This window comes from Bacillus sp. N1(2025) (assembly GCF_053470005.1).
On record NZ_JBLTJB010000010.1, the window covers coordinates 27,586 to 49,584 of the forward strand.

Genomic DNA, 21,999 nt, shown 5'->3' on the forward strand with positions numbered 1-21,999 from the left:
TTTCTCCCTCCGGGGCTTGTTTTTTAAAAGTATATGAGCGGACAAAACGTTTAGAACTTTCGGGTATAATTTGAACGGTTTTTTCATAAAACATAAAAAAGGAGGCGGTGTTTGCATGAAAGAAATAGATCTTGTGATTGACACAGAAGAAATAGCTGATTATTTTTACAGTCAGCTTGCTATGCGCGGGTACATACCGAGTGAAGAGGAAATCTTCGAAATAGCCGACATCACCTTTGATTATTTATTAGAAAAATGTATGATAGACGAAGAGCTTGATGAAGACTGAAACTGCGGAACCGAAGTGAAAAAGCTTCGGTTTTTTCAATCGGCTCGGGAGAATGAAACATGGGGGGAAAACGTTGTACAAGCCAGCAAGTCTTTTCGCATTGTTTATTCTGCTCGCAGCAGCGATCCGGATAGAAGCCGTCCGGGCTTTTGATGAGCGTGTGATAGAAGCGGCTGTCAGGATCAGGGCTGCCTGGCTGAATGAATTGATGTTATGGATAACGGAGCTCGGCACGACCGCGGTGCTTTTACCGCTTCTTCTTTTGACAGGCGCGGCTCTGTATATGTACAAAAAAACGCCGGATGTTGTTTTTTTGCCGCTTCTCTTTCTCATTGAACGGATTGTAAACATAAAAATAAAAGAATTGATTGAAAGAGCCAGACCCGCTTTTGAACCGCTCGTCCATGAAACCTCATACAGTTTTCCGAGCGGCCACTCCATGAATTCGGCAGTGATGTATCCCGTCATCGCTTACTTTTTGATTAAGCATGTTCCGTTTTTTACGAAAAGAAAACGGGCCGTCACCGTCTTTACCGGAGTTCTCGTCATTCTGATCGGACTCAGCAGAATTTATTTAGGCGCGCATTTTCCGACGGATGTCCTTGCCGGATTCAGTCTCGGACTTTGCCTCGTTTCGCTTTTTGCGCTCTTTGACGAAAAGTATCATCCGTTTCGACAAAAATAGAGACAGGAAAAATGAGAAAAAACGCTAATACTATTAAGAAATAAGAGGGAGGGATCTTGATGCTGTTATCGCTGCCCGTGTTTAAAAAAAAGACTTGCGCCTATGATGTGACGATTTTTCAAACACCCCGCTACGGCGAGAAAAAGGGATACAGGGTCGTCTATCGGACAGAGCTGGCCGCTGACAATCATCAAGACGCACTGGAAAGGGCATTTTCTGTTTTTAATGTGCCTGATACGGTCCCAAACGACTATCAAGCCAGATTCATAGCGACCGGAGATGTCATACTCATAGACGAAGGAAGAAAAGGAAAGACCTATTACAGGCTTAACCCTGCGGGATGGAGCAAAATTAACCGGCTGCTCGTCCAGCCGAGGTAAGACGGGGCCGGCTGAATCTTCAGCCGGCTTCCGTATTGTCTGGGAAAGACAGTGTTAAGGCTTCCGTTTAGCGGCGGAATGCTCTTTTCCATGCGCTTCATCAGCTGCAATGACGTCTGAAACGGGCACATGATTGTTTTTTTTCTGGCCGGTCACCCGGTTGCGCTGTTTTTTGCCCATTATGTTCACTCCTTTTTCTTTAGGCTTGTCATCCCGCATATTCTGCCCAAGATCGCCCTGATCATGCTGATGATTGTCTCTTACCGTTATTCAGTGTACAATGGGTGGGAGTTTGAATAGGCAGGAGGAAAAGGAAATGAGTGTACATATAAACGCAGAAAAAGGCCAAATTGCGGATACAGTGCTTTTGCCGGGAGATCCGCTCCGAGCGAAATTTATTGCGGAAACTTATCTTGAAAATGTGGAATGCTATAATGAAGTCAGAGGAATGTACGGATTTACGGGTACATATAACGGCAAAAAAGTATCAGTCCAAGGCACAGGCATGGGTGTTCCGTCTATCTCTATTTATGTGAATGAACTGATTCAAAGCTATGATGTTCAAAACTTAATCAGAGTCGGCTCATGCGGAGCCATCCGTAATGACGTGAAGGTGCGTGACGTGATTTTGGCTATGACGTCTTCAACGGATTCACAGATGAACCGTGTCGCCTTCGGCAGTGTAGATTATGCTCCTTGCGCAGACTTCGAACTGCTTCATAAAGCGTACCAGGAAGCGCAAAAAAACAATCTTCCCGTAGCGGTCGGGAGCGTATTCACCGCCGATCAGTTTTACAATGAAGACTCCCAAATCGAAAAGCTTGCCAGATACGGCGTGCTCGGCGTAGAGATGGAAACGACTGCTTTATATACGCTTGCCGCTAAATACGGCAAAAAAGCGCTGTCTATCCTGACTGTAAGCGATCACGTATTAACGGGAGAAGAAACAACGGCAGAAGAGCGTCAAACGACTTTTCATGATATGATTAAACTGGCGCTGCATACTGTATCGTAAACTTGAGATGAGGGTTATGCTGATTAAAGCAGCCCTCTTCTTTATGCATCGCCCTGATTCAAAAAAAGAAAGGTAAGGGTAAAATGAAGAAATCCACTAAATGGTTCTCGCTCGCTGCCGCTCTCAGCGTAACCGCAATCGTGGGAACCGGCTGCAGCATTTCAGGCGGCGACAGCCACAAGGACACAAAAACAGCAGCTGAAACAAAACAATCCGATGACACATCAAGCAAAAAAACAACGAAGACAGAAAACAGCGATTTTGTATTGGAGAGCAAATATTTTAATGATGTTAAAGAAGTGAACGGGCTTGAGACCATTCAAAACCCGACAAATACACTTGCGCTCGTGAATAAGACATACACGCTGCCGGGAGATTATAAACCGAATGATCTCGTGATCCCGAAAGTCGAATTTTCTTTTACTGAGAAAATCGAGAAACGATATATCCGCAAACCTGCCGCCGATGCTTTGGCGGAACTATTCAGCGCCGGGAAAAAAGAAGGTTATGACCTGGTTGCCGTTTCAGGATACCGCTCTTATGACAGACAGAAAGTTATTTTCGATAATGAAGTCAGTCTGAAAGGTGAAAAAAAGGCGAAAGAAGCCGTCGCATATCCGGGGCAAAGCGAACACCAGACGGGGCTTGCCATGGACATTTCCAGCAAAAGCAACGGATATGAGCTGAATGAAGCGTTCGGAAACACAGCGGACGGCAAATGGGTGAAAGACCATGCGTATGAATACGGCTTTATCATCCGCTATCCTAAAGGCAAAGAAAATGTCACAAAGTATGAGTATGAACCATGGCATTTACGCTATGTAGGCAAAAAAGCGGCAAAAGCCATCCATGACCATCAATTAACGCTTGAAGAATATTTTAATGAAGTAAAGAAAGTGTAATAAGAGGAAGCCCGCTTGAAAAATAGAAAGCGGGCTTTCTTTATTACCAGAAGAGTAAACCTCCAAGCGCAAATCCGGTAATTAAACCAAGGCCGATACCGTAGGCTGCTCCCCAGCCTCCCCAGCCTCCCCAATAGCCGAACCCGTACCCTCTGTGACGGCCGTCGGCAGGAGCGATATACACTTTGCTGTTAGTCACCCGTACGATTCTTCCGACGTGGACTCTGCCGTTTCGTTCTGTAATTCTTGCTACTTTTCCCTGGTGCTGCCGGCAAAGATGATAATAGTTTTGCATCTTTTCTCCTCCTATCCAACCTATCTTTCTATGTCAGCTTATGATAGAGTGCGGTAAAAAGGTTGGACGAAAACAGGAGGACAATTGCCGTTTTACTTGTAAGCGACAAAAGCGCAGTGTCCCATATATTCACGGTACGTCTGCATAAGCTCGTAATGAGCCGTCAGCGTATCGTAGTGAACCGGCTGAATAACGGGCGATAAATCCATTTCTGTAGTCGGCTCCTGCGCATTGTTTTCATAGACAGCGGGAATGAAATCCGCTTTCTGAAAGCCTTGCTGAAGCAATCTCTGTTTCCATGCCGTTTCATCCTGCAATACGGTAAAACCGTAGAAGTCTTTTATCTGCGTGATGGCGTTTTCCGGCATGGGCTTTTGTAAAGCAGCTTCAATGCCGATCAGCATACCCCCGGGTTTAAGGACCCGCAGGATTTCAGACAGCGATGCATCAAGATTTGAAAAGGTGAGAACTGATTCGGAAAGAACGGCGGAAAATTGATTTTCAGCAAACGGAAGCCGCTCAAGCTCCGCCAAATAGCCCGGAATGGTTAAGCCTTCAGCGGCAAATCGTTTTGCTGCTTTTTCAAGCATAAGGGGGTCCTTATCAACACAGGTGACGGGATACAGCAGGTGGCCGAGATAAGCGGCCGTCTGTCCCGTTCCGCAGCCGGCGTCAAGAATCGGTTCGCCAGGAGGAGGAGCCGCTTTTGTGAGAACGGCTTTGGAAAAAGCGAGTCCCCCGGGGTGAGCCCCTCCGACTCCGAATAAGGACAGCATTTCTAAATATTTGCTCAAAGGCCGAATCCTCCTTTTTTCCTCAGCATATGTTGAGAGAAAAGCATAGGTTTGGGTAAACGGGAAAGAAGGGCGCCTCACGTTTGAAGTTGACGAATGAGCGTTCGTCTATGATAATAATGTAAGAATAAAAAGGTGGTGTTTTCTTGAAGCGGCAATTTAAACTGTTTTTTATTATATTGATCACCGCGGTCGCAGCCTCGGCGCTTACGCTGTTTATCACGGGCAATACGACCATCTTCGGACAAGGCTCGGCTGCTTTGACGAACAGCAAATTTGAGAAATTCAATAAAGCCTACGAGCAGATTAAAAGTGATTACTATCAAAAAACAGATGACAGCAAATTAGTAGACGGAGCGATAAAAGGCATGATCAGTTCCCTGGATGATCCATATTCTTCTTATATGGACCCGCAGGAAGGAAAGTCTTTTGAAGAAACAATTTCCGCTTCGTTTGAAGGCATCGGCGCACAAGTGGAAGAAAAGGACGGCAGCATCCTGATCGTATCGCCGATTAAAGGGTCACCCGCGGAAAAAGCGGGGGTTAAACCGAATGACCAGATCTTGAAGGTCAACGGCAAAAGCGTTAAAGGCCTTAATGTAAACGAAGCCGTCGCATTAATCCGCGGCAAAAAGGGAACAAACGTCAAGCTCGTGCTGCACAGAGCGGGTGTCGGCGATCTGAACCTGTCGATCAAACGTGACACCATCCCAGTTGAAACGGTGTACTCTGAAATGAAAAAAGGAGACATCGGCGAAATCCAAATCACATCCTTCTCCGAATCGACGGCAAAAGAGCTGAATTCAGCCATTGACAGCCTTGAAAAACAAGGAGCGAAAGGATACATTCTCGATTTAAGGGGCAACCCGGGCGGCCTGATGGATGAAGCCATCAAAATGAGCAACATGTTTATCGATAAAGGGAAAAATATCATGCAGGTCGAATACAAAGACGGCACGAAAGAGGTCATGAAAGCGACGAAAGAGCGCAAAGTGACAAAACCGACAGTCGTCCTCGTCAATGACGGCACCGCGAGCGCCGCGGAAATCATGTCGGCTGCGCTGCATGAATCATCGGGCATTCCGCTGATCGGCGAGAAAACGTTCGGAAAAGGAACCGTGCAGACGGCAAAAGATTACAGCGACGGTTCTACCGTTAAACTGACAATCGCTAAATGGCTGACAGCGGACGGAGAGTGGATTCATAAAAAAGGCATCAAACCGCAATATCAGGTTAAGCTTCCTGAATATGCGAACCTGCCGTATTTAGATGCGAAAAAAACATACAAATACGGGGATTCCGGAACCACCGTCACAAATGCGCAAAAAATGCTGAAAGCGCTGGGGTACAGCGTGAAAGTAAACGGCACGTATGATAAAGCATTTGAACAAGCCGTTAAACAATTCCAAGCAAAAGAGAAACTGAAACAAACAGGCATTGTAACGGGAGACACAACGGCAAAATTGATGACGGATCTGCAAAAACAGCTTGCGGACAACGATACACAAATGAAAAAAGCCGTTGAAACATTAAATAAGAATATGAAATAGTAAAAAACACCCGATGCGCTCGCGCATTGGGTGTTTTCTGTTTGCGAAAAGCCCGTCTTATGTCGTTTCCTGTTCAAAAAGGTGGCTGTTCGCCTGAATGAAAAACTGTGATTGCTCATAGTGATAGGTGACTTTAGAGAAGTCAAACGGCTGGCCGTTGGTTAAATGAAAAATCGTTTCAACGCAAAGCTTAGGCGCTCCTGTAAACAGACCTAAGTACTCCGCTTCTTCCTCATTTAACATCCCCGCGTACAGATATAAATCTGAAAAACCGCGCTTTAACCCGAGACCTTCTCGAATATAATCAAATATTGATTCTGCCACGATCTCTTTATTCAAATACGTAATAATCGATTTGTTGTAAAATGACTCTTCGATACACAATGTCAGCCCGTCAATATATCGGATTCGCTTGACATAATACACGTCGCCGTCAGGGGGCATATTCAGATTTTGGGCAGCCTCAGGCGTGGGTTTTCTCACTTCCAGCGCTAATAATTTGGAAGTGACATTAAAATCTTCAAGTGATTCTTTAAATCCCTGATTAGAAAGCAGACTGATATACCCTTTTCTTTTATTCCGTCTGACAAAAATGCCGCTTCCCCTCACTTGAAACACAATCCCCTTTTTTTCTAATAAATCCAAGGACTTGGTGATCGTGCTTTTGCTCACGTTAAACCGGCTCATTAAGGTTTGCAGCACAGGCAGTTTATCCCCTTGCTGCAGCTGATGTTCTTCTATGTATTTTTCAATATCTATCGCGATTTGCTGGTATTTTAACATATACATTCCTCATTCATTTATTGTCCCGCTTCTTTCAGAATTATAGCATAATCGTTTTTAAAAGCCATTTCGTAAAGTAACTATAATTGTTTATGTATTGATAAATTATACCGGTACAATTATAATGTAAACGTATAATATGAAAATAAAGGCAGGAATTCTTCTACACTATCGAAGCGGATGCTTGAAGCGGCTGCAGTGCATTTATTCGGCATGCAAGCGGCAGTCAAATAAAGGAGGATATAAACGATGGGGACATTGCCAAAAGATTTTTTATGGGGAGGCGCTCTCGCCGCACACCAATTTGAAGGGGGATGGAATAAAGGCGGCAAGGGGCCGAGTGTAGTGGACGTCATGACGGCAGGCGCGCATGGTGTGCCCCGGAAAATAACAGATACAATTGAAGAGCGGGAATTTTATCCGAATCATGAAGCGATCGATTTTTATCATCGTTATAAAGAGGACATCGCATTATTCAGCGAGCTGGGTCTGAAATGTTTAAGAACGTCCATCGGCTGGAGCAGAATTTTTCCTAAAGGTGATGAAGCGGAGCCCAATGAGGAAGGATTGGCTTTTTACGACCGGGTGTTTGATGAATTGCTGAAACATGGGATTGAACCGGTAATCACGCTGTCACATTTTGAGATGCCGCTGCATTTGGCGAGGGAATACGGCGGTTTCAGAAACAGAAAAACAGTCGGATTTTTTGTGAAATTCGCTGAAGTGTGTTTTGAACGCTATAAACATAAGGTGAAGTATTGGATGACGTTTAACGAAATCAATAATAAGATGGATGTGAATAATCCGATCTTTTTATGGACGAACTCGGGCGTCGCCGTCAAAGAAAACGAAAACGCAAAAGAAGTCATGTATCAGGCCGGCCATCACGAACTGCTGGCAAGCGCATTGGCTGTTTCGAAGGGAAGAGACATCAATCCCGAGTTCAGGATCGGCGCGATGGTATCACATGTTCCGATTTACCCGTACTCATCTCACCCCGATGATGTGATGCTGGCTGAAGAAACGATGAGACAGCGTTTTTTCTTCCCGGACGTGCAGGTTCGCGGATATTATCCAAGCTATGCGTTAAAAGAGTTTGAAAGAGAAGGCTATCAGATACACTTTGAAGACGGTGATGAAGAGATTTTGAAAAACGGCCGGGTGGACTATCTCGGATTCAGCTATTACATGTCTACAACCGTAAAAAGTGATGTATCAAACGATAATACCGGGGATGTCGTAAACGGAGGATTGCCAAACGGCGTGGACAATCCTTATATTACAGCGAGTGATTGGGGCTGGGCGATTGACCCGACCGGTTTACGGTACACATTAAACCGCTTATACGACCGCTACCAGATTCCATTATTTATCGTGGAAAACGGATTCGGCGCCATCGACACATTAGAAGAGGACGGTTCAATTCATGACGCAGCAAGAATTGAATATTTATCGTCACATATAAAAGCTTTGAAAAAAGCAATCACATATGATGGTGTGGATGTAATGGGCTATACACCATGGGGAATTATTGATATCGTGTCATTTACAACCGGAGAAATGAAAAAACGCTACGGCATGATTTATGTTGATCGGGATAATGAAGGCAACGGTTCAATGAGGCGGCTTAAGAAAGACTCATTTGAATGGTATAAAAAAGTGATTGAAACAAACGGCTCATATGTATCCTAAAGGTGTAAAAAGGGAAGGCTTCACCGTTGTGTGAAGCCGGCTTTTTATCAGTATTTTTGAAAGCGCATTCATTCAAGCGGGAAGGAGGTGACTGTCCGGCTTTTCATTTAGGATCGCTTATAAAAATAAGGAAAGGGATGGTGGCTCATGTTTTTTAAAAAAGGTCTGCACATGACGCTGGTTTTTCTTATGTTTTTCTTTTTCATATCAAGCAGCATGACCGAAGTGTATGCGGCTGATCGGAAGGCTTCAGACAAAAACAAAGTAAGGGTGTGGTTCAGTTCTGAAAAAGATCCGGCTTCCCGTACGTGGTATGACGGGCCGCAGGAAGTGAAATACGCCTTAGACGAACAAACACCGCTTACATTGACAAAAAAGAAGGCTTCTGACACCGCCGCCGTGTATATTGATCCGTCGCGCCGCTATCAAAGTGTGTTAGGCGTAGGATCGTCCCTGGAAGAATCCACAATCCATAATTTATCAAAAATGACACCCGCAAAAAGAAAAGAAGTGCTGAAAAAACTGGTTGATCCCAAAGATGGTATCGGCATGGACGTTATGCGCATAACAATCGGGACATCTGATTTTACGGCACAGGAATTTTATACGTATGATGATATGCCTGAAGGCCAAACAGATCCTAAGCTCCGTCATTTCTCGATCCAAAAGGATATTGATTTACACATTACAGCAACCATCAAGGAAGCGCTGGCGATAAATCCGGAACTGAAAATCATTGCTTCACCGTGGAGCCCGCCGGCTTGGATGAAAACGAATGAAAACCTTAAGCGGGGAAAGCTGAAAGATAAATATATCGGCGAACTGGCCGTTTACTTCCGCAAATTTATTGAGGCGTACGAAAAGCAAGGAATTCCGATTTATGCCATGACCCTTCAAAATGAACCTTTGCTGGAAATCGACTATCCGAGCATGTATATGTCGCCGTCTCAGCAGCGCAAACTGGCACTGGCCTTAAAAAAAGAAATGAAAAAACACGTAATTGACACGAAAATTTGGATTTATGATCACAATGCGAGCGGGGCGTGGAACTATATTCCGCCGATTTTAGATGATAAAAAAGGAAACCGGGCGGCAGACGGCATCGCTTTTCACGATTATGACGGTGACCTTTCCGTCATGTCGGAGATCGGAAAGAGATATCCTGATCAATCTATTCACTTAACGGAGCGGTCTGTCTGGGGGACGGCAGGGGCGGACCGGATCGCGCAGTATTTCCGCAACGGCGCGTCGAGCTACAATGCGTGGGTGACGATGCTCGACAGTCAAATCAAGACGCATCATTGGATAGGCACCCCAGACCCGACGCTGTTTATTCAGGATGCTAAAAACCCTGACCGCTATTGGAATATCCCGATCTTTCATATGACAGGCAACTTTTCAAAATTTATCGACCGGGGAGCAAAGCGGATAGAAAGTAATTACGGCTCCAAAAACACAGTCTCGAATGTATCGTTCCTTAATCCTGATCAATCCATTGTGACAGTCGTAATCAACCAGACATCCGCCGACCAAAAATTCCATGTCGTTTCAGAAAATCGGCAGTTTGAAGCCGTCATCCCGGCTAAAACCGTGGCTACCTACAAATGGAAGCAAAAAAAGTAAAAACCGGCACATTTACGTGCCGGCTTCTTTCTGTTAAGCGCCTTTTTGGTTCAGTTGATCAGAAGGCGCTTTATTGAATAAACCGTCTTTGACGGCGTTTGAAGCCGCTTTTTTTACAAAAAACGGGTTAAGGATAATAACGGCTGCCATGTTAGCGGTCAAACCCCAAAAGCCTTCATATATACCGTGGGCGGATTGGGTGATATTTACCGTGAATGTCACGATAAGACCGACGAGAAGACCGATAATTGTCGCTTCTTTCGTTTGATTCTTCCAAAACAGACTGACGGCGATAGCCGGAAAGATCTGAACCATGCCGGAAACACCGAGAAGCTGAAGGGTAACGAGCGCAGTCGGGAACAGCATGCCGAATAAAAGCGCGAGCCCGATGACGACAAATACCATTGAACGGGTGATCATCGTCAGCTTGCTTGGTGACACATTCGGGTGAATCAAATCCCGATATAAGTTATTCGCAAATAAGTTTGATGCTCCGATGGCCATGATAGAGCAGGGAATCAATGACGCAAGGGCAATCGTGGAGTAAGCAAAGCCCTGCGCGACCCCGCCGTAAGACGTTTGAATCAGCTTCAATAAAGCGAGCCGCGGATTGGTATCTTCCGGCAGAACAAGAAACGCGATAAAGCCGAGAAAAATAACAAGAATCAAAACAATATTATAAAGCGGCAGAAACATGCTGTTTTTGCGGACGGCATCTGCGCTTTTTGCCGTAAATACGCCGGTTGCCGCATGCGCCCACATAAAGAGCGCCAGCGCAGATACGATGGAAGCTGTGATAAACCAAGGAATTCCTTTCGGCCCCGAGTCCGGGATCGTCAGCATTTGCGGCGCTTTTTCAGCCAAAGTGTGAATCATCGGCGTCCAGCCGTGAAAATGGATCAGCGGGAGTGAGACGACCATAAACAGCATAATCACCCACACGAGAATGTCTTTAATAATCGCCGTAAACGTCGGCCCTTTAATTCCGCTGAAAAAAGTATACAGCGCTACAAGAATAAAAGAGATGATGACGACCATATTGACATTAATGACACCCGTTCCGGCCACCTGAAGCGTATCTTGAATTCCGCTCAACTGGAGACAAATATAAGGAATGAGCATAAGAACGCCGACAATCGCGACAAGACTGGCCAAAAGTTTACTGTCAAAACGCTCACGGGCATAATCGGCAAGTGTCGTTAATTTGTGTATTTTTGCCACTTTCCACAGCTTCGGCAGAAAGAAATAAGCGATAAAATACGCCAAAACAGAATACGGGATTGCAAAAAAAGCAACGCTTCCCCCTGTGTAGGCTGTGCTTGTTAAGCCTAAAAACGTATAAGCCGTATAAAGATCCGCGCCGACTAAAAACCAGACGAGGAGCCCCCCGAACCGTCTGCCGCCGACAGACCATTCCTCAACAGAAGTGCGTGATGATTTGTCTCTCCCGGCTATAAAGCCGATGCAGACAACGGTTAAAACGATGACGGCTGTAATGATCAATGCTGTTATATTTGCGGGCATCAGTCCAGTCCTCCTTGTTTCTTCTGCAGCCTATAAATAAGAAACGAACATAATGGAGTGACTGCGATCCATAAAAGCAGCCAGAAATGAAAAAAAGGCAGCCCGATAATGATCGGATGAACCCGATTAGCGACTGACAGCAGGGCCAGCTGGCTGAAAGGGATTAAGATGAGAACGAAAATTAGTGCTTTTCTGACCATTTACTTTCCTCCTGAAACTTGATAATGCTCCTTATCATAGCAGGTGTCAGAAAAGATCACAAGATATTTTTCAGAAAAAAAAGAATTCTATTACTTTTTTAACTGAAACACTTTAGTTGCATCTTCATTCATATTAAATTAGAATAGTTAATATCTCGAAATCAAGATATTTAGGAGTGAATACATTGAATACACAAGGATTGCACCATGTTACCGCATTTGCAAAAGATCCTGCTGAAAATCTTCGGTTTTATACTGAAGTGCTGGGTTTGCGGCTCGTTAAAAAAACCGTTAATTTTGACGACCCGGCCACTTACCACTTTTATTTCGGCAACCAAAACGGAGAGCCGGGCACGATCATTACATTTTTTCCTTTTCAGGGAAGCCGCCCGGGAACCGTGGGAAAAGGGCAGGCCGGAAGAATTTATTTCTCCGTGCCGAAAGGAGCACTCGCGTTTTGGAAGCGCCGGCTTGAAGAAAACGGCTTGTCTGTAAAAGAGCAGATCATACTGTCTGAACAAGTGCTTCTCTTTAATGATACAGAAGACCTGCCGCTTGCCATAATGGAAGATGAAAGAAGCGGACAGAGTGAATGGACGCCTTCGGGCATTACTGAAAAAGAAGCGATCACAGGCATGAGAGGTGTTCTTTTGTACTCGTACCGTCCTGAAGCAACCATTCAATTTCTCATAGAACGCTTCGGTTATTCAAAGACAGGAGAAGAAAATCAGATTGTCAGGCTGCAATCGGAGGCCCGGATCGGACATATTATAGATGTTGATCTCGCGCCGAAAGAAGCAGGTATCGGCGGTTACGGGACAGTCCATCATGTCGCTTTCCGCACTACCGAAAAAGAGCAGGCGGAGTGGAAGGACATTCTTGCTGCTTCTCATCTTGCTTCATCTGACATTCTTGACAGGTCTTACTTTACTTCAATCTATTTCAGAGAAAGCGGCGGCATTTTATTTGAAATGGCAACCGATGAACCGGGCTTTATGACGGATGAATCCTTTGAAAATCTCGGAACAGAGCTGAAGCTTCCGGAATGGCTGGAAGAGCATCGCAGCCAGATTACAGCTGTTCTGCCCAAAATGGAGAAAGGAGAATGATAATGAAACATGTGTTTGAACAAGGGACGTCAGAAAATGTTCTGCTGCTTTTGCACGGAACGGGGGGAAATGAACATGATCTTCTGTCGCTCGGACGTTTTATCGATCCGAAAGCAAGTTTGCTCGGGGTCAGAGGATCAGTGTCGGAAAACGGCATGCCCCGTTTTTTTAAGCGGCTGAAAGAAGGCGTATTTGACGAGAAAGATTTAATTGAACGGACGGAAGAATTAAAGAATTTTATTGATGAAGCGGCGCAAATGTACGGATTCAGCAGAGAAAACGTGATTGCTGCCGGCTATTCAAACGGCGCCAATATTGCAGCAAGTCTTTTGTTTCATTATAAAGATGTACTGAAAGGAGCGGTTCTGCATCATCCGATGGTGCCGATACGCGGAGTGAAGCTGCCTGATATGGAAGGGCTGCCTGTGTTTATCGGTGCGGGAAAACGCGATCCCCTATGTACAAAAGAAGAATCGGAGGAGCTTTATCAGTATCTGACAGATGCTCATGCATCCGTTTCTCTTGTTTGGCAGGAGGGCGGTCATCAGCTCACACAGCAGGAAGCAGAGCAGGCAAGAACCTGGTACAGTGAGCGATTCCTATAAAAAACCCTTAGTCTGCTTAAGCGGACTAAGGGTTTCTTTCATTTTACAGCCAAGTTGACACTTTAGATACAGGCAGCCGGTTGCTTTTATGCGCCGGCTTAACGGCTTTGCCGATTGAAATCAGCATGACGGGCACGAAACGCTCGCTCACGTCGAATTCCTTAACGAATTGCTCTTTATTGAATCCGCCGATCGCGCAAGTATCGTAGCCTTTTGCTTTAGCGGCAAGCATCAGCTGCATCGCTGCTAAAGAAGCGTTTAAAAATGCTGAATCACGGGCAAACTGATCATTTTGGTATGCACCGTTAATCTGGCCTAAAAGCGTTTGTTTAATCTCTTCTGTGATATTGCCTTGCTCAGCCAGTTCAGCATAAACGTCTTCACCATTTTCATTTGCTTTTAAATCGCCTAATACGGCAATAACTGCTGATGAATCAATAATCTGTTTTTGATTAAAAGCAACCGGAAGCAGGGCAGCTTTTGCTTCATCACTGTGAAAGACTTGAAAATGCCAATGCTGAAGGTTCCAGGCGGAAGGCGCTTGCGTTGTGATTTCAAGGAGTTCTGTTAATTCCTCTTTTGTAATGACCGCGTCTTTATCGTATTCTTTAACAGATGCGCGTTCCTTTAAAACGTCTAATACGGATGTCATCATGTTTCCTCCTTCGGATAAACGTGTTATCATAATAGAAAAGTTAGAAGCTTACTAAATGTAACTTGAAAACTAATTTTAATGGATCACAAAAAACTTGTCAATTCATAGATGAAGGGATGAACTCACGTGGGATATACAATGTGTCCTAAAATGGAATCCGCTTTTTCTCTTTTGGGAAAGCGCTGGAACGGCCTCATTATCCATGTACTGATGGACGGGCCGAAACGATTTAAAGATATGACCGAAACGATACCGACAATCAGCCAAAAAATGCTCGCGGAGCGGCTCAAAGAGCTGGAACAAAATGAAATCGTCGAGCGTCAGGTGCTGCCTGAAACACCTGTCAAAGTCATTTATAAACTGACTGATAAAGGCATGGCCCTGCAAGCCGTTTTTCAGGAAATGCAAAAATGGGCAGACAGTTTTTGCGAGCCCGGGGGATCTGCCAACGACACATGTGATGAATAACAAAGGCTGCCCAAGGCAGCCTTTTCTTAATAATAATGTTTACTCGTCATAAAAACCATTAATATCAAAATTGTTCAGATTGAGGTTCAAGCCTTTTAATTGCTTTAATAAAGCATCGAATGTAAGGAAATGATCATTTTTACATTCCGCCGGAACATCATTTGGAGAAAATAGTTTCATTCCCCCCTCAATCCACTGTTTCCGGTATAACTGAAATGCCGCTTCAATTAAATGATCAGGCGTTACAATAAACCCTAAGCTTACGTCATGGTCCTCACTGTAGCCGAATTCAAACCCGCAGCAGGGGCAAATATCAAATGTTTTTTGATATTCGCCGTTATAAACGGGACTTGTCTCTAATCCTTTAAATCCGCATATCAAACAAGGGTACAACTCACTAACCAACATACATCCCTCTTTTATTCAGTTTGCAATCATTCAGAACAAGCGGGGGGGCCTTTTACAGTTTCCCGGTTAAAAACTGAGCCTCACCAAGCCCGAAGCTCCAATCGGCGTTCCCGTTTTCTGTAATGGAAATCATGACGTCCTCGGGTGATATGCCGCATTCTGTTTTAAGCTGATCAGCCATCAGTTGATATAATGTTTCTTTTTGATGTTCGGTGCGCGCTTTGCTGACAATGCTGATGATGACAAGATCTTTGCTTCTTTTGAAACCGAGCCCGGTATCTTCAATGATAAGCTCATGAGGCCGATGCTGGTGAACGATCTGATAACGGTCCGTTACAGGGACGTCAAAAGCTTTAACCATGGCGTAATGGGCGGTATCCAGTAATTTTTTTAATGCTGCGTCATCCCGGCCTTCAATAACGTCAAAACGAAGTAATGGCATATTTTATTCCCCCTGATGGTTTTATAATGTCGCAACTTGTAAAAAATTATAACAGTTAATCAAAATGTAATCAAATTATAACCAAAATATTTATACATTAATGCAATATCAGAGAGAGGCACATGTTGTTACAATCGCCCAATCAATTTCCTCATTTTATGAATACGCTTAAGAATAGGCAGACATAAAGGAGGAAAAACATGTACCCTCGTCATGCATTGTATCGCGGGAATTTCGGTCCTGCCGGATTTCCGGCGAGAAGTCCTTTTTTGTTCGGCGCTCCTTTATTCGGCGGATTTTTAGGCGGTCTTCTCGGAGGCGTAATTGCCACAGGTTTTACAAGACCCCGCTATCCGTACGGGTTCGCTGGTTACGGATACGGAGGCGTCCCATACGGCGGTTTCGGTCCGGGAGCCGGCGGTTATCCGCCATTTTATTAAAGAAAAAACGGCCTGCATCGCGCGGGCCGTTTTTTTTATCTTAAAATCTCCACTTCCGATAAATTGTAGTCTTCCTGTTTTGAAAACATAACTTCAATCATCCCGTCTTTATAGACTGCTTTTGTTCCTTTCCGTTTGACGAGGCTCGGAAGGATGATTTCTTTTTTTCCTTCTCCCAGACTGCTGTTCTCTACAACGAGGCTGTGTAACGTATGCTTAATCCTGATACGGTCGAGTTCCTCTTGTTCTGCGGGAATTTTCGCAAAAACATGATCGGATGTTTCAAAAAGGTCAATTTCCGGCTTGGGCGGTTCCGCTTCGACCGGATCGGCCTTTTTGGACATTGGGTCGCGAAAAGGGAACTGTCCGGCATAACCGGCGCCGAATACGCTTTCCATCACTCGGTTGACATATGTCTCGACATCTTTCGGATCAGCATTTTTAAACGTTTCTTTAGAGAACTGATTTTGGAAGGGAAAATATCTGTTCCAATCAAACACGGCATCTCACCCTTTCTTAACGGACAACATAGTATATGCCCGCCGGAAGCATCCCGTGATATAATATAATCTGTTTACAGAAAGGAAGGGGAAGGCCGTGCAAGGGAATAACGCAAGAAAAGGAATCATTTATACCGCTTGTTCTTTCGCCATGTGGGGGCTGTTTCCGGTCTATTGGAAACTTCTTGAACAAATACCCGCATTGGACATTTTAGCTCACCGGATTTTATGGTCATTTGTTTTCATGTGTGTGCTTTTAACTGTGCTTAAGAAGTGGAAAACCGGATGGCGTGAACTGCGTCTTTTGAAATCGGAAGGGGGCCTGCTGGCGCTTTTTTTCGCTTCCGTTTTAATTTCCGTTAATTGGTTTGTGTACATATGGGCCGTCAATCACGGCTTTTTGCTTGAAGCAAGTCTCGGGTACTACATTAATCCGCTCGTTTCCGTTCTTTTGGGCATCCTATTCTTAAAAGAAAAGCTTAACAAGATGCAAACAGCAGCCGTTTCTATTGCCGGGGCGGCCGTGATCATATCTGCGTTTCAATATGGCGCGGTTCCTTATATCGCATTGCTGCTTGCATTCAGCTTCGGCCTGTACGGCTTATGTAAAAAAAGAACCCGCATGTCCAGCACGATCGGACTGACGCTGGAGACGCTTTTGATTACCCCGGCTGCACTTATTTATTTAGGATATACAGCTGACGGGAGCACTTCCGGGTCCTTGGGGGCAGGAACATGGGCGCTCCTATTTTTCGCAGGCGTATTTACGGCCCTGCCGCTGTTACTGTTTGCAGAGGGGGCAAAGCGTCTGCCGCTGTATCAAGTCGGCATTTTGCAATATATAGCGCCGACCATTACCCTTATGCTCGGCGTATTTGTGTATCATGAACCGTTTTCCGGGCAAAAAGCGTTTACCTTCATTTGTATATGGGTAGCATTGCTTTTGTTTACCTTTTCACAGATCAAATGGAAGCGGCCGATAAAAAGCCGCTAAGCCTTTCGCTTTCCAGCGATAGCTTAAATTATGTATAATCATTACGAGTATGTAAAGGAGCTGTACAATGGGCACTGATAAAGACATAGCAAAAGCCTATCAGACACTGTGGAATAACCGCACTCTCCCGGCTTCAACTCTTGAAGAAGCGGAGAAGGCAATTGATCTTGAACTGCTTGATCAAAGAACACATCCGAGGCTCCGGAAGTCACCCGAGGAAAAGTTTGCTCTGGCGGTGCAGCGAATTGTAGATTCCCGGCTGCGGCCGATTGAGAAATATGAATTGGTTGAACTACATACGAAGCGTTTGCAATTTTTAAAAGAAGAAAGAGGGGAGCAGCTATGAAAGCGATCATAAAAGAAGATGTGCAAACTTCTTTAGAGCGATATGCCGATCGTCCTGTATATATCCATTTGGAAACAACGACCGGTTCTTATTCAGCGCATCTGAATGAGAAAAACATGACGGTTGTAGCCTATATACGCAATGCAAAAGTGACGTACCATCAGGCGAAAATCAAAGGAAACGGCCCGTACCGCGTCGGTTTGAAAACAGAAGAGGGCTGGATTTACGCAGAAGGTTTGACTGAATATACAGTAGATGACGAAGACCGTCTGTTAATGGCAGGGCATCTGCCGGGCGGAAAATTGGCGATTTCGCTTCAAATCAGCGAAAAGCCGTTTACAGTTTAAAGAAAAGGGTGAAAATCATGAAAGAACATGTACTCGTCATCCTGCCTCACCCTGATGATGAATCATACGGAGTGGCAGGGCTGATTGCTTTACACAGACAAAAAGATATTCCCGTTACGTATGCATGCGCAACGCTTGGCGAAATGGGCCGAAACATGGGAGACCCTTTTTTCGCGAACCGTGAAACACTGCCGCTGTTAAGAAAGCAAGAGCTGATTGACGCATGCAAAGCAATGGACGTTACTGACCTGAGAATGCTCGGGCTTCGTGATAAAACACTTGAATTTGAAGATGACGAGTGGCTCGCGGATATGATGGAAGAGATTATCGACGATGTAAAACCGAGTCTGATTGTCACATTCTATCCGGAGCACGGCGTCCATCCGGATCATGATGCATGCGGCGAAGCGGTCATCAGAGCGCTTTACAGAAAGAAAAAAGAGGACCGCCCGCGCACGCTTTGCATGGCAATCACCCGCAACAGGGAGGAAGCCGTCGGCAAGCCAGATGTCATTCTTGATATTAAAGAGGTTGCCGATATTAAAATGAATGCCTTAAAAGCGCACCGCACCCAAACGGAAGGCATGCTGAGAGAGCTGGAAGAAAAAATAAAAAATAACGAGCCGGTTCTTCAGACATGGTTTGAAGAAGAAGTGTATTGGACATATCCGTGGAAAGACTGATAAAAAAAGGGATAAGGCTGAAATGCCTTATCCCTTTTTTTGTGTCAGATCGGAAGCGATCGCTTCCGCAAGCGAAGACCGTATTGATAAATTTGAAAAACTCAGTCCGAGCTGCACCGCGGTTTGGGCGATTTCAGGACGGATTCCGGATAATGTCGCTTTCACGCCGAGCATTCCGAGTGATTCAATTAAGGTGAAAAGCTGTTGGGCAACCATCGTATCAATCATGGCTACGCCCGATAAATCAATGTACAGCTGAGTGATGCGCTTCTCTGAACACTGGTGCAGCGTATTCTCCAAAATCATTTTGGCTCTTGCCGTGTCAATATCCCCGATCAGCGGCAGCAGTCCGACATTGTCAAAAAGCACAATTACCGGCGAGCTCAGCTCGGTGATCAATTCTTTTTGCGCTTCAAGCTGAATGTTTGTGTTTTTATACATTTCCTCTATGAAAATATGAATGACCACATCAAACGATTTGATCAGCGTATGGAATATATCTTCGGCATCTTCTTCTGTCACGGTGTCCGAATGAAGTCTGGTAAACTGCTTGACATGGCCGACATACAAATCACGAACTCTGATAAACTCGCGAATAATATAATGGATGGGAGTTTTTAAATGTTCTTTATCCCGTGCGGCTTCAAACGCCCACTTTTCCAAGGCCGCTGTATATACTTCCTTCTCTTCAGAAAAAATCCGATTGAGTTGATAATTAAACGCCAGATTTTGTTTTTTCAGATTTGTGAGTACAGCCGGGTCAGTAGAAGCATAAACAGAATCAGGATCCGTTTCATGAAGCGTATCAAACCATGTCTGACTGATGTCCTCCGCCCGTTCAGTTAAATAATCGTACAGCAGTTTATGTTTTGGCATTGCTGCTCCTCCTTTATAAAATCATCATTTTCTTTACATAACGCTTTTGCAGTTTCATCAGTCTGAAGAATAAACCGACAGCTCCTGCGGCAAGTCCTGCAATTAACCCGATCCAGTAGCCGTATGCCCCGAGGCCCGTGTAAGTGCCGACTGCGTAACCGACCGGAAGCCCGATAATCCAATACGAAACAAAAGCCGCGCCGAGTGTATAGTTAACATCCTTATATCCTCTCAGAGCGCCTTGTATCGGAGCTGCTACGGCATCAGAAAGCTGGAAAAACAGCGCATAGATTAAAAAGTGCTGCGTCAACATGAGCACCGCCGGATCTGATGTATACATTCCGGCGATTTGCGGCCTGAACAGTAAAATGAAAGCCGCCGTGCATAAAGAAAAACTAAGCGCCATCACGATCCCGATATAGCTGTATGAGCGGGCATCTCTATAGCGCTTTGCGCCTGCTTCAAAGCCGACCAAAATGGTCATGGCCATGGATACGCTGAGCGGCAGCATATACAAGAGGGAAGCAAAATTCATTGCCGCCTGGTGGGCTGCAATCGTCACCGTCTGAAAATGGCTCATAAGCAGTGTGACAGCCGCAAAAATGCTCGTTTCAAAAAATACCGCAAAACCGATAGGCAAACCGATTTTCAAAAGCTTTCTGCATTCAGACGGAGAAAAACGGTACAGTTTCCGAAATACAGAGTACCCGGCAAACGGCTCAAATCTGCAGACGATAAAAAAGCTGATGGCGCAAATACACCAGTAAGTCAGGGCGGAAGCGAGCCCCGCACCGACTCCGCCCAATGCCGGCATGTTGAATTTCCCGAAAATAAATACATAATTTAAAACAAAATTAATAGGCAATGAGCAAAGCGTAATAAGCATTGTGACTCGCGTTTTGCCGAGTGCATCAATAAACGAGCGCAAAACGGTGTACACAAACAAAGGAAAAATACCGAGGGATAAAAAGCCTAAAAAGTGTTTTGCGATCGTCCGGACACGAGGTTCCAGTCCCAAATGTCCCAAGATCATATCAACGGTGAAAAAGCCGATCAGGATAACTGCCGCACTGAGAACGGCCGCTACATAAACGGCCTGGATGACGGAAAACGGCACTTCCTTTTGTCTGCCGGCTCCAAACAGCTGCGAAACAACGGGCGTAACGGCCATTAATATTCCTGCAAGGCCCGTATAAACCGGCGTCCACAGGCTTGAACCGATTGCAACCCCGGCTAAATCGGCAGCGCTCACTTTCCCTGACATCACCGTATCCAAAAAGGTGATCAGGGAAAGGCCCGCCTGTGTGATTAAAATCGGAATGAAGATATGTAGCAGCTGTCTGACCTTTTGGCCGATCGTGTTCGTTTCTCTCAAGTTAGGTTCCCCGTTTCTTTATTTTAACGAGAGAAATTATAACATTTTATGTATAAAAAGCAATGAAAGCCGGCCTACTCTTTTTTGTCCGGTTTCGGCTTTTTAAACATCTTGGCATAAATGAATGAAAGTGAAATGACCCCTAAAAAAGTGCAGATATATTGCATCAGCCGTGCGAATTCCATATGATGTGCGCCTCCTTTCATGATTATGGTGCACACAGCGGCGCATATCCATGCGCGCGATGCAGAAAATAAGGGAAAGGAGCTGATGTGACATGCGCCACACTCAAATGACGGAAAGCGCGTTTACCGCTGCCGTTCAAACGTATTTGAAACAAATTACGGAGGATGCCGGAATGATACTGCGGACATTGGATGAAAAAGACCAATGCCTTCTTTGCGAATTAGATGAACTGGGACATACGTTTCAGGAAATGCAGGCTGTCGCTTCGTCGTTTTACCTGCAGACATATATCGAACATTTTACGCCTTCCTATACAGAGCTGGCGAGGGCCGTGCAGCATCTGGCGGAAGAAAAACACGGAGCGCTGATTGTGATTGAACGTGCAGATCCGCTGGACGGAATAATACAAAAAGGGACCAGCCTGCATGCCGAGATCAGTTCAGCTTTAATTGAGAGTATTTTTTATCCCGGCAATCCGCTTCACGACGGAGCCGTATTGGTCAGAGAAAACCGGGTTGTATCAGCAGCCAATGTGCTTCCGCTCACAACAAAACATGTCGATCTCAAATACGGGACGCGCCACAGGGCCGCGATGGGACTTTCGGCCGTGACTGATGCACTCGTGCTCGTTGTTTCAGAAGAAACGGGAAAAATGTCCTTTGCTAAAGACGGCGGACTGTATCCGCTTGTTTCGCCGCGGGCGCTTCATACGAAATAATAAGAAAATGGGAATATTGTACCCATTTAATATTAATAAAGTGAACATCTTTACCTTTTTCTGTATTGATGTTATCGTTTAAATATACATAAAATTTAAAAGAATAGGGAGTGGA

29 protein-coding genes are annotated in these 21,999 nt (G+C 45.1%); 17 read left to right on the forward strand and 12 right to left on the reverse strand.

The genetic code is table 11. The features are described 5' to 3' along the window. Positions 1 to 115: 115 nt before the first annotated feature. The 3 genes from ACNFN4_RS18115 to ACNFN4_RS18125 all read left to right on the forward strand — a co-directional run bounded on the left by ACNFN4_RS18115 (position 116) and on the right by ACNFN4_RS18125 (position 1,354). Positions 116 to 289, forward strand: a complete 174-nt coding sequence (locus ACNFN4_RS18115; protein WP_003153696.1) for a YozD family protein — start codon at positions 116 to 118, stop codon at positions 287 to 289. 73 nt (positions 290 to 362) lie between these two features. After that, complete coding sequence (locus ACNFN4_RS18120) at positions 363 to 974, forward strand: phosphatase PAP2 family protein (protein ID WP_017417984.1); 612 nt, start codon at positions 363 to 365, stop codon at positions 972 to 974. 59 nt (positions 975 to 1,033) lie between these two features. After that, a complete protein-coding gene (locus ACNFN4_RS18125) occupies positions 1,034 to 1,354 on the forward strand; it encodes a YodL domain-containing protein (RefSeq protein WP_003153700.1) in 321 nt (106 codons plus the stop codon). 54 nt (positions 1,355 to 1,408) lie between these two features. On the opposite strand, the gene ACNFN4_RS18130 is transcribed toward ACNFN4_RS18125, so the two are convergent. Continuing rightward, on the reverse strand, positions 1,409 to 1,534 hold the full coding sequence (locus ACNFN4_RS18130) for a hypothetical protein (protein ID WP_003153701.1): 126 nt from the start codon (positions 1,532 to 1,534) through the stop codon (positions 1,409 to 1,411). Positions 1,535 to 1,670: 136 nt separating this feature from the next. Here ACNFN4_RS18130 and deoD point away from each other — a divergent pair, with 136 nt between their 5' ends. Beyond that, positions 1,671 to 2,369 carry a purine-nucleoside phosphorylase gene (deoD, locus tag ACNFN4_RS18135; protein WP_003153702.1) on the forward strand — a complete coding sequence of 233 codons (699 nt, stop codon included), beginning with the start codon at positions 1,671 to 1,673 and terminating at the stop codon, positions 2,367 to 2,369. A gap of 83 nt (positions 2,370 to 2,452) precedes the next feature. Beyond that, complete coding sequence (locus ACNFN4_RS18140; protein ID WP_017417983.1) at positions 2,453 to 3,271, forward strand: M15 family metallopeptidase; 819 nt, start codon at positions 2,453 to 2,455, stop codon at positions 3,269 to 3,271. A gap of 43 nt (positions 3,272 to 3,314) precedes the next feature. Here ACNFN4_RS18140 and ACNFN4_RS18145 read toward each other — a convergent pair whose 3' ends face one another. Next, on the reverse strand, positions 3,315 to 3,566 hold the full coding sequence (locus ACNFN4_RS18145; RefSeq protein WP_014418135.1) for a hypothetical protein: 252 nt from the start codon (positions 3,564 to 3,566) through the stop codon (positions 3,315 to 3,317). 92 nt (positions 3,567 to 3,658) lie between these two features. Further along, positions 3,659 to 4,360 carry a class I SAM-dependent methyltransferase gene (locus ACNFN4_RS18150; RefSeq protein ID WP_094295951.1) on the reverse strand — a complete coding sequence of 234 codons (702 nt, stop codon included), beginning with the start codon at positions 4,358 to 4,360 and terminating at the stop codon, positions 3,659 to 3,661. 146 nt (positions 4,361 to 4,506) lie between these two features. Between ACNFN4_RS18150 and ctpA the strand changes: the two genes are divergently transcribed. Beyond that, positions 4,507 to 5,910, forward strand: coding sequence for a carboxy-terminal processing protease CtpA (gene ctpA / locus ACNFN4_RS18155; RefSeq protein ID WP_007612009.1), 1,404 nt, complete (start codon positions 4,507 to 4,509; stop codon positions 5,908 to 5,910). Positions 5,911 to 5,967: 57 nt separating this feature from the next. Here the strand turns inward: ctpA and ACNFN4_RS18160 are convergent, their stop codons facing one another. Beyond that, positions 5,968 to 6,693 carry a GntR family transcriptional regulator gene (locus ACNFN4_RS18160; RefSeq protein ID WP_007407949.1) on the reverse strand — a complete coding sequence of 242 codons (726 nt, stop codon included), beginning with the start codon at positions 6,691 to 6,693 and terminating at the stop codon, positions 5,968 to 5,970. 249 nt (positions 6,694 to 6,942) lie between these two features. Here ACNFN4_RS18160 and bglA point away from each other — a divergent pair, with 249 nt between their 5' ends. Both bglA and ACNFN4_RS18170 read left to right on the forward strand, forming a co-directional pair. Continuing rightward, the gene (gene bglA / locus ACNFN4_RS18165; protein WP_014418132.1) at positions 6,943 to 8,385 is read left to right on the forward strand and encodes a 6-phospho-beta-glucosidase BglA; all 1,443 of its coding nucleotides are present in this window, start codon (positions 6,943 to 6,945) and stop codon (positions 8,383 to 8,385) included. Positions 8,386 to 8,532: 147 nt separating this feature from the next. Beyond that, entirely contained in the window at positions 8,533 to 10,008 is a 1,476-nt protein-coding gene (locus tag ACNFN4_RS18170) for a glycoside hydrolase family 30 protein (protein ID WP_014418131.1), read from the forward strand. A gap of 33 nt (positions 10,009 to 10,041) precedes the next feature. On the opposite strand, the gene ACNFN4_RS18175 is transcribed toward ACNFN4_RS18170, so the two are convergent. Both ACNFN4_RS18175 and ACNFN4_RS18180 read right to left on the reverse strand, forming a co-directional pair. Continuing rightward, positions 10,042 to 11,532: a sodium:solute symporter family protein gene (locus ACNFN4_RS18175; RefSeq protein ID WP_012117763.1), complete on the reverse strand. Its 1,491-nt coding sequence runs from the start codon at positions 11,530 to 11,532 to the stop codon at positions 10,042 to 10,044. Beyond that, a complete protein-coding gene (locus ACNFN4_RS18180; RefSeq protein WP_003153716.1) occupies positions 11,532 to 11,732 on the reverse strand; it encodes a DUF3311 domain-containing protein in 201 nt (66 codons plus the stop codon). Before ACNFN4_RS18180 ends, ACNFN4_RS18175 begins: the two co-directional genes overlap by 1 nt. Before the next feature lie 185 nt (positions 11,733 to 11,917). On the opposite strand from ACNFN4_RS18180, the gene ACNFN4_RS18185 reads away from it, so the two are divergent. Further along, positions 11,918 to 12,841, forward strand: coding sequence for a ring-cleaving dioxygenase (locus ACNFN4_RS18185; RefSeq protein ID WP_022553221.1), 924 nt, complete (start codon positions 11,918 to 11,920; stop codon positions 12,839 to 12,841). A 2-nt stretch (positions 12,842 to 12,843) separates the two neighbouring features. Further along, positions 12,844 to 13,446, forward strand: coding sequence for an alpha/beta hydrolase (locus tag ACNFN4_RS18190; protein WP_021493917.1), 603 nt, complete (start codon positions 12,844 to 12,846; stop codon positions 13,444 to 13,446). Positions 13,447 to 13,489: 43 nt separating this feature from the next. On the opposite strand, the gene ACNFN4_RS18195 is transcribed toward ACNFN4_RS18190, so the two are convergent. Next, a complete protein-coding gene (locus ACNFN4_RS18195) occupies positions 13,490 to 14,098 on the reverse strand; it encodes a nitroreductase family protein (RefSeq protein ID WP_003153727.1) in 609 nt (202 codons plus the stop codon). 129 nt (positions 14,099 to 14,227) lie between these two features. Here ACNFN4_RS18195 and ACNFN4_RS18200 point away from each other — a divergent pair, with 129 nt between their 5' ends. Continuing rightward, a complete protein-coding gene (locus ACNFN4_RS18200; protein ID WP_003153729.1) occupies positions 14,228 to 14,569 on the forward strand; it encodes a winged helix-turn-helix transcriptional regulator in 342 nt (113 codons plus the stop codon). 39 nt (positions 14,570 to 14,608) lie between these two features. Here the strand turns inward: ACNFN4_RS18200 and ACNFN4_RS18205 are convergent, their stop codons facing one another. After that, the gene (locus ACNFN4_RS18205; RefSeq protein WP_012117758.1) at positions 14,609 to 14,977 is read right to left on the reverse strand and encodes a hypothetical protein; all 369 of its coding nucleotides are present in this window, start codon (positions 14,975 to 14,977) and stop codon (positions 14,609 to 14,611) included. 52 nt (positions 14,978 to 15,029) lie between these two features. Next, the gene (locus tag ACNFN4_RS18210) at positions 15,030 to 15,419 is read right to left on the reverse strand and encodes a tautomerase family protein (protein ID WP_003153733.1); all 390 of its coding nucleotides are present in this window, start codon (positions 15,417 to 15,419) and stop codon (positions 15,030 to 15,032) included. 200 nt (positions 15,420 to 15,619) lie between these two features. Between ACNFN4_RS18210 and ACNFN4_RS18215 the strand changes: the two genes are divergently transcribed. Further along, positions 15,620 to 15,859, forward strand: a complete 240-nt coding sequence (locus ACNFN4_RS18215; RefSeq protein WP_003153736.1) for a hypothetical protein — start codon at positions 15,620 to 15,622, stop codon at positions 15,857 to 15,859. Positions 15,860 to 15,894: 35 nt separating this feature from the next. Here the strand turns inward: ACNFN4_RS18215 and ACNFN4_RS18220 are convergent, their stop codons facing one another. Then, the gene (locus tag ACNFN4_RS18220) at positions 15,895 to 16,359 is read right to left on the reverse strand and encodes a spore gernimation protein GerT (RefSeq protein ID WP_448200368.1); all 465 of its coding nucleotides are present in this window, start codon (positions 16,357 to 16,359) and stop codon (positions 15,895 to 15,897) included. A gap of 97 nt (positions 16,360 to 16,456) precedes the next feature. On the opposite strand from ACNFN4_RS18220, the gene rarD reads away from it, so the two are divergent. The 4 genes from rarD to bshB2 all read left to right on the forward strand — a co-directional run bounded on the left by rarD (position 16,457) and on the right by bshB2 (position 18,729). After that, positions 16,457 to 17,353 carry an EamA family transporter RarD gene (rarD, locus tag ACNFN4_RS18225; protein WP_426616374.1) on the forward strand — a complete coding sequence of 299 codons (897 nt, stop codon included), beginning with the start codon at positions 16,457 to 16,459 and terminating at the stop codon, positions 17,351 to 17,353. A gap of 67 nt (positions 17,354 to 17,420) precedes the next feature. Then, positions 17,421 to 17,699 carry a hypothetical protein gene (locus tag ACNFN4_RS18230; protein WP_017417975.1) on the forward strand — a complete coding sequence of 93 codons (279 nt, stop codon included), beginning with the start codon at positions 17,421 to 17,423 and terminating at the stop codon, positions 17,697 to 17,699. Then, complete coding sequence (locus tag ACNFN4_RS18235) at positions 17,696 to 18,046, forward strand: YojF family protein (RefSeq protein ID WP_007611980.1); 351 nt, start codon at positions 17,696 to 17,698, stop codon at positions 18,044 to 18,046. Before ACNFN4_RS18230 ends, ACNFN4_RS18235 begins: the two co-directional genes overlap by 4 nt. Positions 18,047 to 18,063: 17 nt before the next feature. Continuing rightward, positions 18,064 to 18,729, forward strand: coding sequence for a bacillithiol biosynthesis deacetylase BshB2 (gene bshB2, locus ACNFN4_RS18240; RefSeq protein ID WP_007407961.1), 666 nt, complete (start codon positions 18,064 to 18,066; stop codon positions 18,727 to 18,729). A 27-nt stretch (positions 18,730 to 18,756) separates the two neighbouring features. On the opposite strand, the gene ACNFN4_RS18245 is transcribed toward bshB2, so the two are convergent. Beyond that, positions 18,757 to 19,605, reverse strand: coding sequence for an STAS domain-containing protein (locus ACNFN4_RS18245; protein WP_007407962.1), 849 nt, complete (start codon positions 19,603 to 19,605; stop codon positions 18,757 to 18,759). Between the two features lie 13 nt (positions 19,606 to 19,618). Next, positions 19,619 to 20,980 (reverse strand): MATE family efflux transporter, encoded by a 1,362-nt coding sequence (locus tag ACNFN4_RS18250; protein WP_072177804.1) that lies wholly within the window; start codon positions 20,978 to 20,980, stop codon positions 19,619 to 19,621. Between the two features lie 277 nt (positions 20,981 to 21,257). Between ACNFN4_RS18250 and cdaS the strand changes: the two genes are divergently transcribed. Further along, positions 21,258 to 21,884, forward strand: coding sequence for a sporulation-specific diadenylate cyclase CdaS (gene cdaS, locus ACNFN4_RS18255; RefSeq protein ID WP_052827547.1), 627 nt, complete (start codon positions 21,258 to 21,260; stop codon positions 21,882 to 21,884). Positions 21,885 to 21,999: the final 115 nt, after the last annotated feature.

Excerpts from the sequence above, each read along its gene's own strand:
- ACNFN4_RS18115 (WP_003153696.1), top strand. The coding sequence starts at position 116 with ATGAAAGAAATAGATCTTGTGATTGACACAGAAGAAATAGCTGATTAT.
- ACNFN4_RS18125 (WP_003153700.1), top strand. The coding sequence starts at position 1,034 with ATGCTGTTATCGCTGCCCGTGTTTAAAAAAAAGACTTGCGCCTATGAT.
- ACNFN4_RS18130 (WP_003153701.1), bottom strand. The coding sequence starts at position 1,534 with ATGGGCAAAAAACAGCGCAACCGGGTGACCGGCCAGAAAAAAAACAAT.
- deoD (WP_003153702.1), top strand. The coding sequence starts at position 1,671 with ATGAGTGTACATATAAACGCAGAAAAAGGCCAAATTGCGGATACAGTG.
- ACNFN4_RS18140 (WP_017417983.1), top strand. The coding sequence starts at position 2,453 with ATGAAGAAATCCACTAAATGGTTCTCGCTCGCTGCCGCTCTCAGCGTA.
- ACNFN4_RS18145 (WP_014418135.1), bottom strand. The coding sequence starts at position 3,566 with ATGCAAAACTATTATCATCTTTGCCGGCAGCACCAGGGAAAAGTAGCA.
- ACNFN4_RS18160 (WP_007407949.1), bottom strand. The coding sequence starts at position 6,693 with ATGTTAAAATACCAGCAAATCGCGATAGATATTGAAAAATACATAGAA.
- bglA (WP_014418132.1), top strand. The coding sequence starts at position 6,943 with ATGGGGACATTGCCAAAAGATTTTTTATGGGGAGGCGCTCTCGCCGCA.
- ACNFN4_RS18170 (WP_014418131.1), top strand. The coding sequence starts at position 8,533 with ATGTTTTTTAAAAAAGGTCTGCACATGACGCTGGTTTTTCTTATGTTT.
- ACNFN4_RS18175 (WP_012117763.1), bottom strand. The coding sequence starts at position 11,532 with ATGCCCGCAAATATAACAGCATTGATCATTACAGCCGTCATCGTTTTA.
- ACNFN4_RS18180 (WP_003153716.1), bottom strand. The coding sequence starts at position 11,732 with ATGGTCAGAAAAGCACTAATTTTCGTTCTCATCTTAATCCCTTTCAGC.
- ACNFN4_RS18190 (WP_021493917.1), top strand. The coding sequence starts at position 12,844 with ATGAAACATGTGTTTGAACAAGGGACGTCAGAAAATGTTCTGCTGCTT.
- ACNFN4_RS18195 (WP_003153727.1), bottom strand. The coding sequence starts at position 14,098 with ATGACATCCGTATTAGACGTTTTAAAGGAACGCGCATCTGTTAAAGAA.
- ACNFN4_RS18205 (WP_012117758.1), bottom strand. The coding sequence starts at position 14,977 with ATGTTGGTTAGTGAGTTGTACCCTTGTTTGATATGCGGATTTAAAGGA.
- ACNFN4_RS18210 (WP_003153733.1), bottom strand. The coding sequence starts at position 15,419 with ATGCCATTACTTCGTTTTGACGTTATTGAAGGCCGGGATGACGCAGCA.
- ACNFN4_RS18215 (WP_003153736.1), top strand. The coding sequence starts at position 15,620 with ATGTACCCTCGTCATGCATTGTATCGCGGGAATTTCGGTCCTGCCGGA.
- ACNFN4_RS18230 (WP_017417975.1), top strand. The coding sequence starts at position 17,421 with ATGGGCACTGATAAAGACATAGCAAAAGCCTATCAGACACTGTGGAAT.
- ACNFN4_RS18235 (WP_007611980.1), top strand. The coding sequence starts at position 17,696 with ATGAAAGCGATCATAAAAGAAGATGTGCAAACTTCTTTAGAGCGATAT.
- bshB2 (WP_007407961.1), top strand. The coding sequence starts at position 18,064 with ATGAAAGAACATGTACTCGTCATCCTGCCTCACCCTGATGATGAATCA.
- ACNFN4_RS18245 (WP_007407962.1), bottom strand. The coding sequence starts at position 19,605 with ATGCCAAAACATAAACTGCTGTACGATTATTTAACTGAACGGGCGGAG.
- cdaS (WP_052827547.1), top strand. The coding sequence starts at position 21,258 with ATGCGCCACACTCAAATGACGGAAAGCGCGTTTACCGCTGCCGTTCAA.